The sequence below is a fragment of the Brenneria izadpanahii genome, from assembly GCF_017569925.1.
GTDB lineage: Bacteria > Pseudomonadota > Gammaproteobacteria > Enterobacterales > Enterobacteriaceae > Brenneria > Brenneria izadpanahii.
Window position 1 is genome coordinate 1,834,934 of record NZ_CP050854.1, and the last position, 15,936, is coordinate 1,850,869.

The 15,936-nt window shown below is 51.3% G+C and carries 14 protein-coding genes; all 14 read right to left on the bottom strand.

Annotation, left to right across the window (positions count from 1 at the left end; translation table 11 throughout):
* Nucleotides 1-51 precede the first annotated feature (51 nt).
* A complete protein-coding gene (locus tag HC231_RS08150) occupies nucleotides 52-1,539 on the bottom strand; it encodes a serine/threonine protein kinase (protein WP_208230531.1) in 1,488 nt (495 codons plus the stop codon).
* Between the two features lie 26 nt (nucleotides 1,540-1,565).
* Nucleotides 1,566-4,178: a type VI secretion system ATPase TssH gene (gene tssH, locus HC231_RS08155; protein WP_208230532.1), complete on the bottom strand. Its 2,613-nt coding sequence runs from the start codon at nucleotides 4,176-4,178 to the stop codon at nucleotides 1,566-1,568.
* An 81-nt stretch (nucleotides 4,179-4,259) separates the two neighbouring features.
* Nucleotides 4,260-4,817, bottom strand: a complete 558-nt coding sequence (locus HC231_RS08160; protein WP_208230533.1) for a hypothetical protein — start codon at nucleotides 4,815-4,817, stop codon at nucleotides 4,260-4,262.
* 172 nt (nucleotides 4,818-4,989) lie between these two features.
* The gene (gene tssG / locus HC231_RS08165) at nucleotides 4,990-6,054 is read right to left on the bottom strand and encodes a type VI secretion system baseplate subunit TssG (protein WP_208230534.1); all 1,065 of its coding nucleotides are present in this window, start codon (nucleotides 6,052-6,054) and stop codon (nucleotides 4,990-4,992) included.
* Entirely contained in the window at nucleotides 6,051-7,922 is a 1,872-nt protein-coding gene (tssF, locus tag HC231_RS08170; protein ID WP_208230535.1) for a type VI secretion system baseplate subunit TssF, read from the bottom strand. The genes tssG and tssF overlap by 4 nt, the downstream gene beginning before the upstream one ends.
* Before the next feature lie 2 nt (nucleotides 7,923-7,924).
* A complete protein-coding gene (gene tssE, locus HC231_RS08175; protein ID WP_208230536.1) occupies nucleotides 7,925-8,494 on the bottom strand; it encodes a type VI secretion system baseplate subunit TssE in 570 nt (189 codons plus the stop codon).
* Nucleotides 8,487-9,302: a type VI secretion system accessory protein TagJ gene (locus HC231_RS08180; protein WP_208231261.1), complete on the bottom strand. Its 816-nt coding sequence runs from the start codon at nucleotides 9,300-9,302 to the stop codon at nucleotides 8,487-8,489. The genes tssE and HC231_RS08180 overlap by 8 nt, the downstream gene beginning before the upstream one ends.
* 17 nt (nucleotides 9,303-9,319) lie before the next feature.
* Complete coding sequence (locus HC231_RS08185; protein ID WP_208230537.1) at nucleotides 9,320-10,285, bottom strand: hypothetical protein; 966 nt, start codon at nucleotides 10,283-10,285, stop codon at nucleotides 9,320-9,322.
* 21 nt (nucleotides 10,286-10,306) lie between these two features.
* Entirely contained in the window at nucleotides 10,307-11,101 is a 795-nt protein-coding gene (locus tag HC231_RS08190) for a PP2C family protein-serine/threonine phosphatase (RefSeq protein ID WP_208230538.1), read from the bottom strand.
* Nucleotides 11,101-12,873, bottom strand: a complete 1,773-nt coding sequence (gene tagH, locus HC231_RS08195; RefSeq protein WP_208230539.1) for a type VI secretion system-associated FHA domain protein TagH — start codon at nucleotides 12,871-12,873, stop codon at nucleotides 11,101-11,103. Before tagH ends, HC231_RS08190 begins: the two co-directional genes overlap by 1 nt.
* Before the next feature lie 108 nt (nucleotides 12,874-12,981).
* Entirely contained in the window at nucleotides 12,982-13,662 is a 681-nt protein-coding gene (locus tag HC231_RS08200) for a hypothetical protein (RefSeq protein ID WP_208230540.1), read from the bottom strand.
* A 9-nt stretch (nucleotides 13,663-13,671) separates the two neighbouring features.
* The gene (locus HC231_RS08205) at nucleotides 13,672-14,118 is read right to left on the bottom strand and encodes a DUF5675 family protein (protein WP_208230541.1); all 447 of its coding nucleotides are present in this window, start codon (nucleotides 14,116-14,118) and stop codon (nucleotides 13,672-13,674) included.
* A 28-nt stretch (nucleotides 14,119-14,146) separates the two neighbouring features.
* Nucleotides 14,147-14,512, bottom strand: coding sequence for a T6SS amidase immunity protein Tai4 family protein (locus tag HC231_RS08210; RefSeq protein WP_208230542.1), 366 nt, complete (start codon nucleotides 14,510-14,512; stop codon nucleotides 14,147-14,149).
* A 185-nt stretch (nucleotides 14,513-14,697) separates the two neighbouring features.
* Nucleotides 14,698-15,180, bottom strand: coding sequence for an Hcp family type VI secretion system effector (locus tag HC231_RS08215; protein WP_208230543.1), 483 nt, complete (start codon nucleotides 15,178-15,180; stop codon nucleotides 14,698-14,700).
* Between the last annotated feature and the right edge of the window lie 756 nt (nucleotides 15,181-15,936).

Sequence of the window (15,936 nt, forward strand, 5' to 3'; positions counted from 1 at the left end):
ATTCATCCTGAAATGAGAAGTATGGCGCAGATGCCACATGCAGCGTTGATGTTAAGGGTTGATAAGCCAGGTGCCGGGTTTGCCCACGGTAATTGTTTGGCTGCGGGTCCGCCCGTTACTCAGAATCGTGATTTCGTATTCACCTGGCGGCAGTTGCAACGAAGCGAAGCCATTGGCTTCAGGCGCCGCCGCCTGCGGTTTGCCGTTGAGCGAGATCTGCTCGTTTTCACCCATGCGTACATAGATCTGCGCTACCGGGTCAGCGATTACGGCCGGCGCACTGGTCTGCGCCGCCGCTTCTGCCGGTGCTGTACTGGCGCTCGGCGTCGGTGTTTCTGCCGGCGCGGTGCTGGCGGTCTGTATTGACGTTTCTGCCGATTCGTTGTTAGCGGGTTGTGTCGGCGTCGGAGTCTGCGCCGCAGAGGGCTGCGCCGTTTCGGCCGTTTGTACTTGCGGCGGGTTATCCGATCTGTCGCTGAAGAACATTCCTCCGGCCACCAGCCCCACCAGTACGCCAGCAGCTACCAATCCAGGTACTTTATAGCGCCTCCAGTCGAGAGGGGCGAATTTTGATTGCGCTACGTCCACCGGCACCAGCATGGTGCCTGGTTTTTTTAAGCCCAGCACATCGCTCAGCGCCGCCACCGGCATTTCAATCAGTGCAGAGAACTCGCCGATAGACTGAGGGCGGTTTTCAATTTTCAGCGCCAGCGCGCGATCCACCGCCTGTAGCAGAGACAGCGAATATCCTTCCGGGCGGCGTTCGACCAGCGGCTGATAGCTATCCTGAATGCTACGTACTACGCTGACCGGCGGCGGCGAACCGACGATTAAGGTATGTAACACGGCGCCCAGTGCATAGATATCGGTCCACGGGCCCTGTTCACTTTCGTTGTCGTCGGTGTACTGTTCAATAGGCGCAAAACCGGGACGCAGCATGGTTTCGGTTTCGTCGGATATATTGCCGATACTGCGGCGTGCCGAGCCGAAGTCCAGCAGCACCGGTAAGCCGTTATCCTGAATCTGGATGTTATCAAGCGAGATATCGCGGTGCAGGTAGCCTTCGTCATGAATGGTTTTGATGGCCCCGAACAGCATCGGCAGCGTGCGGCGGATCCAGGCTTCGTTAATCAACTCCGGGTGTGCCTCGCGCAGTTTCGAAAGCGTGGTGCCGCTGTAAAACACGGTGCCCATATAAGCCGTATCGTTCTGTACCCAAAACCGCAGCACATGCAACAGATTCGGATGGTTAAAACGCGCCAGCAGACGAGCTTCCTGAATAAAACTGTTCAGCCCGGCGGTATATGCTTTACTGAAACGCTCACTGCGCAGCACTAATGTCATGTCGTCGTTGCGCACCGCAAGCGTTGTTGGCATGAACTCTTTAATTGCGATGGTGCGCTCCAGTTGGTGATCCCAGGCGCGATAGACAATGCCAAATCCGCCGCCGCCAATCACTTCCTTAATTTCAAACTCGTTGAAGCGATACCCAGGCGGTAATGCATTGGGCACAGTCCGATTGTTATTGTGATCCGTCATATTGGAAAACTCTCTTGATGATAGCGTTATGCTGCGAACTGGCACTGAAACTCACCCTGCGCGAAAGTTACATGCAGGTGACGGTAATTTTCATTGTGCGCACTGGCGGTGAGCAATATCTGGCTCATCTGCGGCAGCAGAGTATTGGTAAGAATGGCGCTGACCATACGGCCACCGGATTCAACTTCGGTACAACGCTGAACGATTTGTGTAATTACGCTGTCGTCCACCTGGGAAATAATTCCGTGATTTTCTTCCAAACGGCGTTGAATGCGTTTGAGTTGCAGGCGCACGATTTCTTCCAGCATTGCATCGCTGAGAGGATAATAGGGCACCACCAGCAAGCGCCCCAGCAGCGCGGGCGGGAAAACCTGCAACAGCGGTTGGCGCAGCGCGCCCGCCAGTGCGTCCTGTTCCGGCATAAGGTCCGGATCGGCGCACATCGCGCTGATAAGCTCGGTGCCGACATTGGAAGTCAGAATAATAATGGTATTGCGAAAATCGATATGCCGCCCTTCGCCGTCTTCCATCCAGCCTTTGTCGAACACCTGGAAAAAGATTTCATGCACATCCGGGTGGGCCTTCTCGATTTCATCAAGCAACACCACGCTGTATGGGCGGCGGCGCACCGCTTCAGTCAATACGCCGCCTTCTCCGTAACCCACGTAACCCGGAGGCGCGCCTTTGAGCGTGGAGACGGTGTGCGCCTCCTGAAACTCGCTCATATTAATGGTAATGACGTTTTGTTCGCCGCCATAGAGCGCCTCGGCCAGCGCCAGCGCGGTTTCGGTCTTGCCAACGCCGGATGGGCCGCAGAGCATAAACACCCCTACCGGTTTATTGGGATCGTCCAGGCTGGCCCGGGAGGTTCGAACGCGCTTCGCTATCAGTTCCAGGCCGTGACGCTGACCGATGACGCGCTGACTGAGCGTATCTGCCAGATTCAGAACCGCGTCGATTTCATTTTTTACCATGCGCCCCAGTGGAATACCGGTCCAGTCGGAGACGACGGCAGCTACGACGTTAGCGTCCACCGCAGCGAATAACAGCGGCGTTTCGCCCTGAAGTTCGGTGAGCGAGTTTTGACGCTCCGCCAGTTTCTCGCGCAGTTCCGGCTGAGCGTCTTCATCGGCGATATGTAATTCCGATCGTAGTGCGATAATCTCATCCACCAGTTCACGCTCCTGTTCCCAGCGGGCCGTCAATGCATCGCGCTCGGCTTCAAGCGCTGCCTTTTCCGCTTTTAGCTGAGTCAGCCGCTCTTTATCACCGATTGCCACGCGAGCTTCACGTTCGGCGATGTCGGTTTCGACCTCAAGCGCCGTGATACGGTGCAGGCAGTTTTCTAATTGCGGCGGCGGCGCGCTTTGGCTGACGGCCACTCGGGCACAGGCGGTATCCAGTAGCGCTATCGCCTTGTCCGGCAACTGGCGTGCAGGGATATAACGATGTGAAAGTTTGACCGCGGCGTTCACCGCCTCATCCAGTAACAATATGCGGTGATGTTTTTCCAACGGCGAGACGGCGCTGCGCAACATCAGCAAGGCTTTTTCTTCATCCGGTTCATGCACCTGTACGGTCTGGAAGCGGCGGGTGAGCGCAGGATCTTTTTCGATGTGCTTTTTGTATTCGGCCCATGTGGTGGCGCCGATAGTGCGCAGTTGTCCGCGCGCCAGCGCTGGTTTCAACAGGTTGGCGGCATCGCCCGTTCCTTGCTGACCGCCTGCGCCAATCAAGGTATGAATTTCATCGATAAACAGGATGATGGGAGTTGCGCTGGCCTGAACCTCACTGATCAGCGCCTGCAGGCGCGCTTCGAATTCGCCTTTCATCCCTGCGCCAGCCTGCAACATGCCGATATCCAGCAGCCAGAGTTGCACATTTTGCAACGGCTCCGGCACATCGCCATTGGCGATACGCAGCGCCAGTCCTTCAACCACGGCGGTTTTCCCGACGCCCGCTTCGCCAGTAAGCAGCGGATTGTTTTGGCGACGTCGCATCAGGATATCGACCATCTGGCGAATTTCTCCGTCGCGCCCGACGACCGGATCGATTTTCCCTTCGCGCGCATGTTGAGTCAGATCCTGACCGTACTGCGACAGCGTACTTTGCTGTGCCGGCACGCTTTCCGTTCCCGGCGGCGCAGTGGTGGCCTGCTGCGTTTCTTTGCTGGCGGAAAAAATGGTATCGAACCGATCGGCAAGTATATCGGCGCTGACATGATCGAACTGCGTCGAAATGCCTGTAAGCACGTTCGCCAGATTTCTCGTTTTCAGAATACCTATCAGCAAGTGGCCGCCACGGATGCGGTTAACGCCAAATTTCAGCGAACCGTAGACCCAGGCGCGTTCCACCGCGCTGTCGATATGTTCGGAGAGATCGGAAATCGAACTGGCTCCGCGCGGTAGTTTATCCAGCGCTGCGACAATGTCTCGGCTGAGCGCCTCTTCATCCAGCGAGAAATGACGGATAAGTTGTTGCAGGTCACCATCCTGTTGCTGCATCAATTGATGCAGCCAGTGCGCCAACTCCACATAGGGATTACCGCGCAGTTTGCAAAATGCGGTGGCGCTTTCCAGCGAGGTAAATAACAGCGTGTCCAATTTGCCGAATAGTACGGCACGGCTGATTTCTGACATGGTTGATTCCGTTTATCAATAAGCGTAATGAACGCAACAAGCGGTATTATTTTCAGGTGTTACTAGGTAGTTACGCTAAGGCTAAGGATATATTGATTGCAAAACACTCTTTTTATCATAAGAAAAAATAGAGAAGTTATTTTCTAAACTATGATTATTTTTTATTAAGGTGTTTTTCTTTTTTTCAAATTTTTCATCATCAGAGAAAAAAAGAGCCATTAAGTAATCCATGTTCTCAGTGCCATTTTTTTCAGATAAAAAAACAACTTTTTTATAACAGCTTAAATCGGTTTTATTGATTCTATCTTTCAACATGCATTCCTGAAGCAATAATGAGGATGTTGTTTTTGATTTGTTTATAGGTTCAAGGTAAGAAATGGCTTTTTTATACATTCTCTCAGAAGAGAGTAAGCTGGTGTATATCCTGATGACATTAATATTTTCGGGGTTTGAATCAGCTAGTTTAGTAAGGTTGTTTAAAATTGATGGTTTGTCAGAGTCACCCGATATGACATATTTTTTTACTAATTCGGAGGCTTTTTCAGTTGGTTTGTCTATATAACCTCCACTATCGCTTGCCATCGCAGCTAAGCTAAAAAAAGTAAAAAAGAAAGTTATAGTAATGTATTTAATGTTCATAACATATCAATCCTGAAAGGGTTTTAAGTTTATGACACGCTTAAGGCTTCCCGGGATTGGCGGCACCGTGCCTGTATAACCGGAATCATAAAAATAACCCGCTTCCATCGTTAAAAACGGAGATGAGTCAGTTTAATTAGGCAAGGAAAGTGAAGTCGTCCCTATGGAGATATCATCCATGCCTACTGCCCAATGCTCCTTCTATACTAAACATCAGATCCCCGCACGGTGCGGGCTGAGGTTGGCGACCGAGCCATGTGCTGTAACCCAATTGAGCGTTGCCGCCGAGGGTAGCCCCGGAGACTGCTTCTTCACTCAGGATCAGACGGACTTCCCACTGATATTCAATGCCGAGGTATTGACGCACCCAGTCGCGCAGTTCCCTCACCCATATGCCGCCAGGCATAAAACGCCGATAGGTTTCGAGATCCAGCGGCCCTAGCTCAATGCGAAATTTATGCTGCGCATCGCGTACCGAAACGCCCAGGAATGCGGATTTCCCCAATCGCGGCACACGCCGGCCTGTACCAAGGCGCGCCTGTTCACTGGTGGTGAGGGGCATCCACTGTGGGACATTTTCCACTAGCTTAACAGGCACCTGGAAATAGTAACGCAGGATTTTTTCCAGCCCTTCGGCATCACGTCCGTGACGTGAGAGATGCCCGGCAAGCATATAACGCGCATGGTGGCTGAGGCAGCTTTTCTCCATCTGGCCGGGTTGCCCCATCCCGATGAACGATGCGAGATACTGTTCGAAGCGTTTATCATCCTGCCTGTCGAGGGAAACCGTCGGTTGCGCGTCGGCCCAGGCGCGATAAAAAAGCAGCGTCAGACGATGGTGAAACAGATTTGCAAAAGCGCTCAGGCTATCGTCCTGATGATGATAGATGCGCTCGCGAACATATTCGGTCATATGCAGCGGCAGCGGACCATTGGGGCCGAAGAGGCCAAAACTAAAAATAGAAATATCGTGCAGCGGCGAGTTATCGCGTGAACTCACCTCGGCAATCGTTGATGGAGCGAATGCCATTGCCGGTTTCTGGCCGATGCGCAGCGGTTCAAAGCGGGGCAACGGGGCGCGCCCAAGCAGATAACGTTCGCCGCCTTGGGCATCGAGGCGGCGCAGAAGCTGGAACAGATCGTAGCGCCAAGGCGCGGCCATCACTGCATTCCAGAAGTTTTCCGGCAATAGCGTCATCCGGCGGATCGGCTCGCTGGCTTGCAGTGTCTCACTCATATCAACGCCCTTTTACCCATTCGGGGTTCCCAGTATCCAACTTCACCACGCTGCTGACTTATGAGGGTGAATTCGGTAAAACTGTTCATTGCCACCAGGCGGGCAAACATGCGTTCCAGTACGCTTCCCAGCAGCCAGGGGCTGGATCCGGAAAATGCCTGCTCATCCACGGTGAGCGTGATGCCCACGCCGCGAGCAAACACTATTGGACCCGGCTCCGGCACGCGACGGTGCACTGGCTCAAGCACACAGTGGCGAATTCCTTCGATCTGACGCGCTACCGGCGTTTCCGCAAGCTGGGCATAAAGACCGAGCAACTGACGCAACGCGGCTGCGCCTTCGCCGTCATCGCTATCCATCAGACTGAGATAGTTCATTTGCAACTGGCTGATAAGTCGCCAGGTGCTGAGCCCCTCCGCCAACGCTGGGCGAGGCGGCGTCGGGCCTTTACGCATCGTAAGCTCGCGTACCGGCAGGGAGTCCGGCATCACGAACTGACCGAGATCCTGTTGCAGCATCAGCGGTAAATCGCGGCTGGTGCACAAGACTTCGGCAGTGATATAGCGAAGTTCGTCATTCCACGGCGCATGATGTTCATCCACCAGCGAGACGAACGTTTCTGACCCGACATAGCCGGTGCGAGTACCGTAGCGTAGCGCATGTTCGGAAAGCGCACGCTGTTCGCGGCGCAGCGAAAAATAGGCGCCGTAGTTGTCGCCATCGCGGGCCCAGGTACTCCAGAACGGGCGAAAAACCTGCTCATCGTGCAGCCCATCTACGCTGGCGTACAGTTTTTGCACCGCGAAAACTTCGTAATCCAAAGGACGAATATTATCCACGACCAGATGATATTCATGATGGGCGTCGCTGATTTTCTGACGCTCGGCCACTTTGGGGAACAGGTTGATGACCGGGGTACAATGCATCGCCAGGTGGTCTTTATCCACGACTCGCTCAAGCTGCTCGTCGGCTTTATCCAGTAAGATGATGATATCAAATGCTTTAACCTCGCCGCTTTGCGCCAGTAACGGGCGCAGGCCGCGGATGCTGACAAACTGGAAACGGGCCGGAAACGCGAAGTATTCATGCAACAGCCGGTAGCCGTCGAAGTTCCGCAAGTCGTCCGGCAGCAGCGCCTGATCGGTGTCGAAACCCTCCTGGCGCAGCGCGTCTTCGCCAAGGATGATGCGCGCCGGATTCGGCTCCACGGTCTGGCAGATGATGCCTACCTGATGTTCCATCAGCAATTCCAGGAGTTTCAGCGCCTGAATATCGGGACCGCTCAGGAAAAAGTCGAGACGGTCAAAATCGAGATGCTGAATGTTGACCGCGCCGTCGCATGCCACGCGCACGCGTAGCGCGCTCACCGCGCCATGGTGGCCTAACCCAAGCTGGCCGAGCGGTATGTCGGCGGGTACGCCGCCAAGTTCCGCCAGATCGATGTGCAATGGCAGCAGCGTGACATCATGAGCCGTGGCGTAGCTACAGGTGACGCCGTTTTTCTTTAGCGTCTGGCTGTCCATCATGGTGCCGCGTGGCACGACGAAACCGTTGCTCAGATCGCCTTTGGCGCTGTCAGGGTGCAGCTCCGCAATTGCCATCGAGGGAGTAGGCGCCAGATAGTTGGGGGCGATCATTTCCAGTAAACGCTGGGAAAAACGTGGGAATTCCGCGTCCATTTTTAGCTGTACGCGTGAGGTAAGAAAGGCGAAACCCTCCATTAAGCGTTCGACATACGGGTCCGCCACATTGATACCGCGCATGCCGAGACGCCCCGCCACTTTTGGATAGCGTTCGGCAAACTCTGCTCCCATCTCGCGCAGATACGCCAGTTCACGGTTGTAATAGTCGAGCAGTTTACTTTCCATGTTCACCCCGCGTCTTTCAGTTCAAAGTAGCCGTTTTCAAGATCGACATCGGTACGAAACAGAAACTCCAGCGGATAGGGGACGCACCACAATCGGCCTTTGATTTCAATCGACAGTACGTTGTGCAGGTCAAGAGATTTCGGGTCGGAGATACAGCGTACCTGTAGCCCTTGCGGGAGGATGCGCGGTTCAAAGTGCAAAATCGCCTCAGTAAGTTTGCGTTGAATATCCTGCCATTCAATGTCAGACATTCGTTGACCGGCAAGCGGGGCGACACCAAAATTGAGCACTGAACGACGAATTTGATCCATACCGCTTAAATCGTGCTGCGCTTCATTGTTGATGGTGTTGAACAGCCATTGCAGATCGCGCAGCACATGGCGGCGCAGTGTGCTGTGAGAAACCAAGTTACTGTTGAGCGGCTCCTGACGTTTATCGGGCGCATCGTCCGTCAGGCGATCGAGCAGCGATGGCTGCATTTTATCGCGCGCGCCAATCGTCTCCTGCTCGCGGCGAAACCGCCAGCCGCCGCGCAGCAACGCATTTTCATCTTCGCGATACTGCTTAGTCATGCCTGTCTTCATCCACACTGAATATTAAGCTATCGAGCGAGAGCAATGGAAACTCATCGCTGTCGTTGAGCCATACCTTTTGACCGATCCCCAGGTACTGTTCTCCGCCGTTATTTATCGGTTCCCATTCAGTGGCGCGGGCCAGCAGAAAGCGGTCTTCGGTATCTTCCATCAGCGGATAACGCGCCGGAATCTGGCAAACCTGTTCGGTGCCGTCTACCAGTCTGACCGATGTATGTCGCCATACCAGATCGGTTACGCTCGAAGGGGCCTGAAAACGCATTTCTGCAATGGCGCTAAACGGCAGCCAGAAGTAGCGGCCGTTCACAATGACTTCACACACCGGTCCCAGGCGGGCGTCGCCGTCCATCAACCAGTCGAAACGATGAACACGTTCTTGTGACGTTAGTTCACCAGGGTTGATTTCGGCTTCTGCAAACGCGGCTTCGCGTTGGGTGCTGGCGGTATCAGCATTGCGGGCGCTTAGGGCGGCTAATAACGGGGTGAGCCATGGCCACTGGGTGTCTGGCATATTCGGACGGGCGCGCCCCTCCATGACTTCAATACGCCGTTGTTCGCCGGCAATCGCTTGTTCCAGCAGTGTGATGGTCGGTTTCGCCTGTGGTTTAAGCGCTAGCCAGCTTTTAAGTTGAATTAGCGCGCGTCCCCAATTTCCCGCCAGGCACAGCAACTGCACAAAGGCCGCGCGCAGGTCGGCGTTCGCGGGCTGGGTCTTGATGTCGTTTTCGAGTTGCGTCAGCGTATCGGCGAGCGACGTACTTGAAAGTTGTTGATAAAGAGTTTGCATCATGGCTCCTGAGGGAATTACTTCAGCGTGCGATACGCGCCGGCCGCCGGATCGCGAAGCTGCGGGTATAAGGCGTTGACCAACACAATGGTCAGGCTTGTGCCGGGCTCCAGCCAGGAAGACCAGACTTTACGCACTTCTTCCAGATGTAAACGCAGGTGCTCATCATTGATAGCCTGATCGAGCGGGACTTCCACCGCCACGGTGCCACTCGCCTGCCAACTGTTAAGGTCTGAGACGTAAGGCAGAATCATCCAGCTTTGCGCCAGACGCCCGTCGCTTATCACCATACGTTCATTGTTTGCACTGGTGACCGTCAGGTTTCTGACGTCGGCGTTTTTGTTAAGCCCGATCACCGGGAACCCGTGAACGAAAGTCATGGCGATTTTCTTTTCACCGTCGGTGCTTCGTTGAGTGACGTCGTAGCGGCCGTTCAGCCAGACGCCTGCATCACATTTACCCTCGCCAGCGGCCGGAATAAACAGCGCTGATGTATGGGAGCCTTCTTGCCAGAAGGTGCGCAGGTAGCAACCCTCTTTGAGGCTGAATTTCAGCCACGGAGTCTGATCGGCGATGGGAGATAGATCTTCGACGCGAATCTGCCGCGGCGCCTGTTGTTCCACCGGTTCCTTCGGAGGGATAACCGGAGTCCAGTCGTTGGCTTTGGCGGCATTTCCCTGGGCGATCGGCGTGCCGTCTGGTTTGTTAAACTGCCAATGAACTACGTTAAGCGTGGCGCACTGGCTTTCCAGCAACGAGCCCAGACGAGGCATAAAGGATTCCAATACGCTGATTTTTTTATCGCCGTTGGCCACAATGCGTAGCGATAGCTCTGCTGCGCACCAGCTTTTCGGCGTGTTGTCTTTGATGTTATCGATCCAGACATCCAGTTTCTGAGAGGCAGACTGAACGATCCGGTAATTTTCTGCCTGAGCGCCGGCGGATATCGCAAGCAGGGCTAAACCCGAAAGCCAAAGTTTCATAAAAATCCTTGTTAACCTTAATCAATCACGAAAGGGAAAATATTGTTCAGCGTCAGAAAGCGAATGTAACAGGGTGGTGTCCTGCGGTTCGCCAACCCAGACGGCCACTGCGCTGTAATTATCCTGTTTGCCTTGCGTCTGATGCTCATTTTTCAACAAAATCTGGTTCATCAGCGTCAGCCAATCCTGCGGAGTATTCACCATATGCAATGACTGCTTCATTTGCGCTTCGCTGACGCCGTGCCAGAAACCGTCGGTGCAGAGTAAAAAAGCATCGCCGTCTTCAATCGGCACAACGTCGCTATAGCTGGACTCGCGTCCCTCATCATCCATACCGAGGGCGAAATAGAGCAGGTTGTCGCTAACGCCATCGGTTTGGTGACCGGCGTCTTTCATTTGCTGGACCAGGCTATGATCGGTGGTGACATGGTAGAGCCAGCCGCGACGAAACAGATAAAGGCGGCTGTCGCCCGCGTGCACCCAGTAAGCGAGTTGGTAATCCCGGTCAATAAACAAACTCACCAACGTCGTACCCATACGGTGATAATCTTTCGTCGCTTGCTGCTCGGTACGGATAGTCCGATTCGCTTCGTTCACATATTCGCGAATGTACTGAGCATTCAGGTGATGATCGCCATCAAACTGTGAAAGGATGGTGTCGCGGGCAAGTTTCGCCGCCATATCACCTCCTGGTAGTCCTGCGATGCCATCGCAAACCACAAAGCAAGCTGAACGCTTACCGATGACCTCACCGACCTGATCCTGGTTACTGGCGCGAGCGCCCTGCCTGGAAAGTAAGGCCGTTTTGATATCCATTATTCCGACCCGCTTTGTGAGTCTTTGTACTGGTTCACTTCCATGTCATAGGCATGCAGGAAGGCTTCGCCAAACAAGGTATGGAAGTCGTCTTCAATTTCGCCCGCGGTGTCATTGTATTGACGAACAAAATAGTCCCACAGCGCCGCTTTGCGGCTAGCTGATAGCGACAGTCGCGAGGTGGCGCCATCACGTTTCGCCGCTTCCTCCAGCAAATCTGGATTAAACGATTGCAGCATGGCGGCAATAATGGCTCGAATTCCGGAAATCATTCCCAACTGGTGCGCCTGAAGGTCGATAAGCGCATCACGAACTGATTTTTTCGGCGGCATAAAACCCGGCATACGGGAGCCGAACATCTGCATCAGCACTGTCTTTCCTGAAGGCAACAGCTTGAAAGGGTTGTTGGCGTCATCCAGCACCATGGTCATATCGGCTTTTACGCCGCGTTTAAGAATAGAGCGCGAGGATAGGAGCGCCACGGTGCCCTGAGAAAACATGCTTAGCATTTGGCCGAGTTGATGCATGCTGTCCCGGTCAAACTGTGGAATCGGCTGCATATCGCCCAGTCCCATTCCTTCCAGTAATGCTTCCAGCAGTTCGCCTTGCAATACATCACCGCGCGCGGATGATGCCGCCGTGTGGCTCTGCGCATCGCTGGTGTTTACCGGGTCGATGCGCAGGCGGCCTGTGGGCGCCTGGCTGACTTTACGTTGTATGGTCTGTGGGGTAGGCAGGGTGATACGGGCGTAATCCTGCGGTTCCTGCTCTTGCTCCGGCATCTGCAGCGATCCCTTCTCCGGCTCATCGCTGAATAAAGATGAACTATCCGCCGGGGAATAGGTGAGTGGCGTACTTTCTTTCACCGAAGCGGGTATTTCATTATTCGCCGTTGTTGGTGCTTCAGGCTGCTGAACGCTTTGCGGTTCGGGTGAGATTTCCTCATCGCCAGGTTGCGCTAGCGGCAGCGCACCGCCCATCAGACCGAGTGGATCCTCGCTATTGGATTGAGATTTCCCGCTGCCCGCGCCGCCGAAGAATGCAAGTGGATCCAGCTCGTTTTCTTCATCGGTTGCCAGGGAAGACGGTGCATTGCCCGACGGCGTCAGCGTGGTTGGCGTGGAATCGTTGAAAATGCTGTCGGTCTTAAATAGTTCCTCGCTACTGAAAAGCTGGTCGGTTTCGACAGGTTTCTTGTCAAACAGCGGCTCTTGAGTATTGAAATGCGCCAGCGGATCTTCCGGGTTGCGCTCTGGTTCTTTCGGCGCGTTAAATGGATTAAGCAGCGGCTCTTGCGACGGCCTTGAACGTGTGTCGGAAATATTGTCGGAAATAGAAAACTCCTGCGTCAGGCTATCCCAGATCTCCGTTGGCACCGCGGTGGGGATGTTTTCTACCGGCGGCGTCTGTACTGGCCGTTGGACCGCAATATTATCGGGAGCCGGCTTAGCGTCCAGCGCCAGTTCGCTGACATGCAGACGATACTCATCGATGCCGAGGATATCGCCATCCTGCAGTTCAACCTGTCGGCCTCGTTCGAGGGGGAGGTCATTCAGCATCATTCGCGTCACATTGCCGCGATTGGTAATTCGGCACTCGCCATCGGCGGATATATGGACGATCGCTTGCAGCCGCGAAATGGCGCGGTCATTGTCCGGCAGAACGAGATTATTATCGGTGCCACGGCCAATAGTTCCCCCTGGCGGATTAAAATCGCAGCTACTCTGCGGTGGCTGATGGCCGGGTTTAGTGGTGATGATTGTGAATCGCATAGCGTATTCCTGCCTGGGTATGTTATTAGCGCTCAAACGGCGCGGGTCTCAACGAGGCCCGTGCTGATTGGGGGCTTTTAAGGGAATAAAGCGGTTATCGGGAAACACTCAGTTAAGCGGTTGGAGCTTATCAAGTTCAATATAACCTTGCGGATTACCGAGCAGGTCAGGTTTTTCCGCATCATATATTGCCGCCAGGATCCACTTATCGTTTATTGTTTTAATTTTTACTAATGGCGTATCAAGCGGGATTTCTGCACTTTTCTTCGCACTCTCTGACGGTGTTTCTTTAAAATAAAGAGAGCCAATACCTTCTTTGGCAGAATAAGTTACAATGTATGGGTAGGCTTCACAGCCAGCGCTCTCTTCAAGTTTTTGAATATTGAATTTGCGATCCTGCCCTGGCGTGAATGTCATTAGTTTGGCGTTATGATATATGTGATCGCATTCTTTTGTTTCAGAGAGATTCTCTACGACTATCCCACCCATACGTTCTATATGGCCTTCTTTATATGTAAGGAAATTATGTGGAATGTCTTTGAAGTAATCTTTCAATAAATTGTTTTTTTTCTTCTCTGTGTCCACATCGAGATTAATTATCTTATCGATGTGTGAGTTTTCGGTTAGTGAAAAATAGCGAAAATGCAAAACTGGGTTATTTTCGGTGGCCGAATCATTCCAGATTGGCAACCAGTATGCTTGTAATATACCATCACTTATTTTTTGAGTCGCAAGGCTTGATGGCGTAATGACAATAAAAAATAAGAGTAAAAGTGTTTTTCTGAACATGATACCTCTTTATTTATTGCAGTTTACGTAACATGATGTAATCATGATGGTAAAATTTTCGATACCTTCTTGAGAGATAAGTTCTTTTAACTCTTTTAGTTTAACAACACTTCCACCAATAAAATCATTTCCTTTTGTGCCTCCAATTAAAAGGCAACCATCTGTATTGCTTGGATAGTTTCCATTATGAATAAGAATATAACGAGATTGTGGTACGTTAGCATTATAAAGTAAAGGAACTGGGTTGTATGGTTTTACCGAAGGAATGTTGCTGTTATGCCATTTTATTTTATAGGATCCTTCAGGAATACGTTGTCTTAAGCCTGAAACGGTAGTGTCTGGCCCAGGTCGCTCAAGGATGTAGCCTTTTGTAGCGCTCCCTGAAATTTCATAAGTACTTATGGTTGAGTTATTTGTTTGCCAAAGTCTTCTTATTAAGATTACGCGATTTGCCATATCCTGTTCCCTATTTATTTGATATTCCCTAATTATCCGATTTACCCTTAAATTTACTCATAAGATCCCGCAATTTTTCACTATGATAAAAGTCAATACATTTCGCCGTTATCATAGGCTCGCCAGATTTACTGTCATATTGCTTAGCTAAAAACTCCCTGGCCAGATTTCTTGTCGCTGTATGGGCCTCAAGAGAATAATCTCCAAACTCCAGATAGCCACTAGCAACCGCCGCAGCATCATTCTTGACTTCTTCTGAATGATATCCCTGTGCCAGGCAAATACTTAATGCATAATTCTTAAGATACTCTTCCGGCGTGTAATCTACACGGCCAAAAGCAGGTGTTGATAATATAGCTAAAATGGCAAGAATATAATTTATTTTAGAAGCCATATTGATGTCTCCGTTGCTTGAGGAAAATTGATATTAAACTCACATTTCCACTAATTTTTTATCAACATAGGAAACAGGTATATTGATTTCTAAAAAACGCTATCATGCTTGTAGAAAATTGGGTCTTGTCACTTTTTGAGCTTTTATCAACAAGGAAGTGAGCCCATAGGGGCTCACCGTACCGATTAAGCTTCTTTATTTTCCTTGATATTCCAGCCAGCGCTGCTTTCCGCGCCTTTACCGCCAGAGATAGTCTGTTCCCAATACTGTTGTTTCACTTTCGCAGCCTGGAAGGCATAAGCAATACCAACCAGCTCGCCATCGTTAGAGCCTGTGTACTGAACGGAAGTGACTAATACGTCTTCCAGGGTAATACGTGCGTATTCCACCTGTTGTCCCCCGGCCTTGCAGACAGATACTTCAACTTTGGTCAGGTGTTTACCGCTGGAGCAGTGTTTCAGGATAGCGGTGGTGGATTTGTCAATCAACGCGTTGATATGCAAATCGTTAAAATTCACTTTACCGGCGCCGCCGCCGCCGCCCACGCTCATATTTCCCGGTTGGGAAGCACCCCAGGAGAAAGACGTGATGTCAGTCCAGCCGGTGTGATTGGAATCTTTTGATTCACCGGTTACACCGTCAACTTTCAGGAACATATCAATAGCCATAATAATATCTACTCTTCGTTAGTGACAATATATTGCTTTCGGGAAAGCACCTATATGGCAAACAGGAAAGCATGGGGCTGAATAAAACCGTCCATATTTTACCTCTGCCTCGTGACTGGATGGATAGAATATCCATCCAGTAATATCAGCCGCTTGCTTATGGGCAAGCAGCTAAAATTGATATAATTATTAAATTTATATCAATGGAATCTATAAATTTTTTATACGAAATTTTTTAATTCCCAGTACCAGACTTCTATGCAGTTAAAAACAAGCAAAGTGGCATTGATGCATATTGGCGCTCAGAGGCAAGGAGATTGATATGACTGTCTCCATAGCCAGTAATGACATTGAAAAAGATAATTCCTATTTTATTTCTCAATTCGCGGGGAGCCTGATTTGCATCTGTATATAATTCGGCTTTGCTAAAAATATTATCTTTATATAATTTGTCTGCTAATAATTTAGTACTGGATTCTATTTTTTCTCTTTATAGATCTTTTTAATCGGAATTTTCCCTTGGATGGAGATATTGCATTTCAATAATGCCAAACTCATCTTGGCTGTGCAAGTATTTTGATAACGCTGATTTTTTCTGATTAATTCATTGTAGTCATAACTTATTTTTGTGTATATATTTTTATACGCAACAAAATGGGCGTTATTATCCTTGGATAGATAGTGAATTTTTTATTTTTTCATATAATGATTTCATCACATTTCCCTCTCTTCTGCATTAGGGTTCCGTGTTTTATT

Excerpts from the sequence above, each read along its gene's own strand:
- HC231_RS08150 (WP_208230531.1), bottom strand. The coding sequence starts at position 1,539 with ATGACGGATCACAATAACAATCGGACTGTGCCCAATGCATTACCGCCT.
- tssH (WP_208230532.1), bottom strand. The coding sequence starts at position 4,178 with ATGTCAGAAATCAGCCGTGCCGTACTATTCGGCAAATTGGACACGCTG.
- HC231_RS08160 (WP_208230533.1), bottom strand. The coding sequence starts at position 4,817 with ATGAACATTAAATACATTACTATAACTTTCTTTTTTACTTTTTTTAGC.
- tssG (WP_208230534.1), bottom strand. The coding sequence starts at position 6,054 with ATGAGTGAGACACTGCAAGCCAGCGAGCCGATCCGCCGGATGACGCTA.
- tssF (WP_208230535.1), bottom strand. The coding sequence starts at position 7,922 with ATGGAAAGTAAACTGCTCGACTATTACAACCGTGAACTGGCGTATCTG.
- tssE (WP_208230536.1), bottom strand. The coding sequence starts at position 8,494 with ATGACTAAGCAGTATCGCGAAGATGAAAATGCGTTGCTGCGCGGCGGC.
- HC231_RS08180 (WP_208231261.1), bottom strand. The coding sequence starts at position 9,302 with ATGCAAACTCTTTATCAACAACTTTCAAGTACGTCGCTCGCCGATACG.
- HC231_RS08185 (WP_208230537.1), bottom strand. The coding sequence starts at position 10,285 with ATGAAACTTTGGCTTTCGGGTTTAGCCCTGCTTGCGATATCCGCCGGC.
- HC231_RS08190 (WP_208230538.1), bottom strand. The coding sequence starts at position 11,101 with ATGGATATCAAAACGGCCTTACTTTCCAGGCAGGGCGCTCGCGCCAGT.
- tagH (WP_208230539.1), bottom strand. The coding sequence starts at position 12,873 with ATGCGATTCACAATCATCACCACTAAACCCGGCCATCAGCCACCGCAG.
- HC231_RS08200 (WP_208230540.1), bottom strand. The coding sequence starts at position 13,662 with ATGTTCAGAAAAACACTTTTACTCTTATTTTTTATTGTCATTACGCCA.
- HC231_RS08205 (WP_208230541.1), bottom strand. The coding sequence starts at position 14,118 with ATGGCAAATCGCGTAATCTTAATAAGAAGACTTTGGCAAACAAATAAC.
- HC231_RS08210 (WP_208230542.1), bottom strand. The coding sequence starts at position 14,512 with ATGGCTTCTAAAATAAATTATATTCTTGCCATTTTAGCTATATTATCA.
- HC231_RS08215 (WP_208230543.1), bottom strand. The coding sequence starts at position 15,180 with ATGGCTATTGATATGTTCCTGAAAGTTGACGGTGTAACCGGTGAATCA.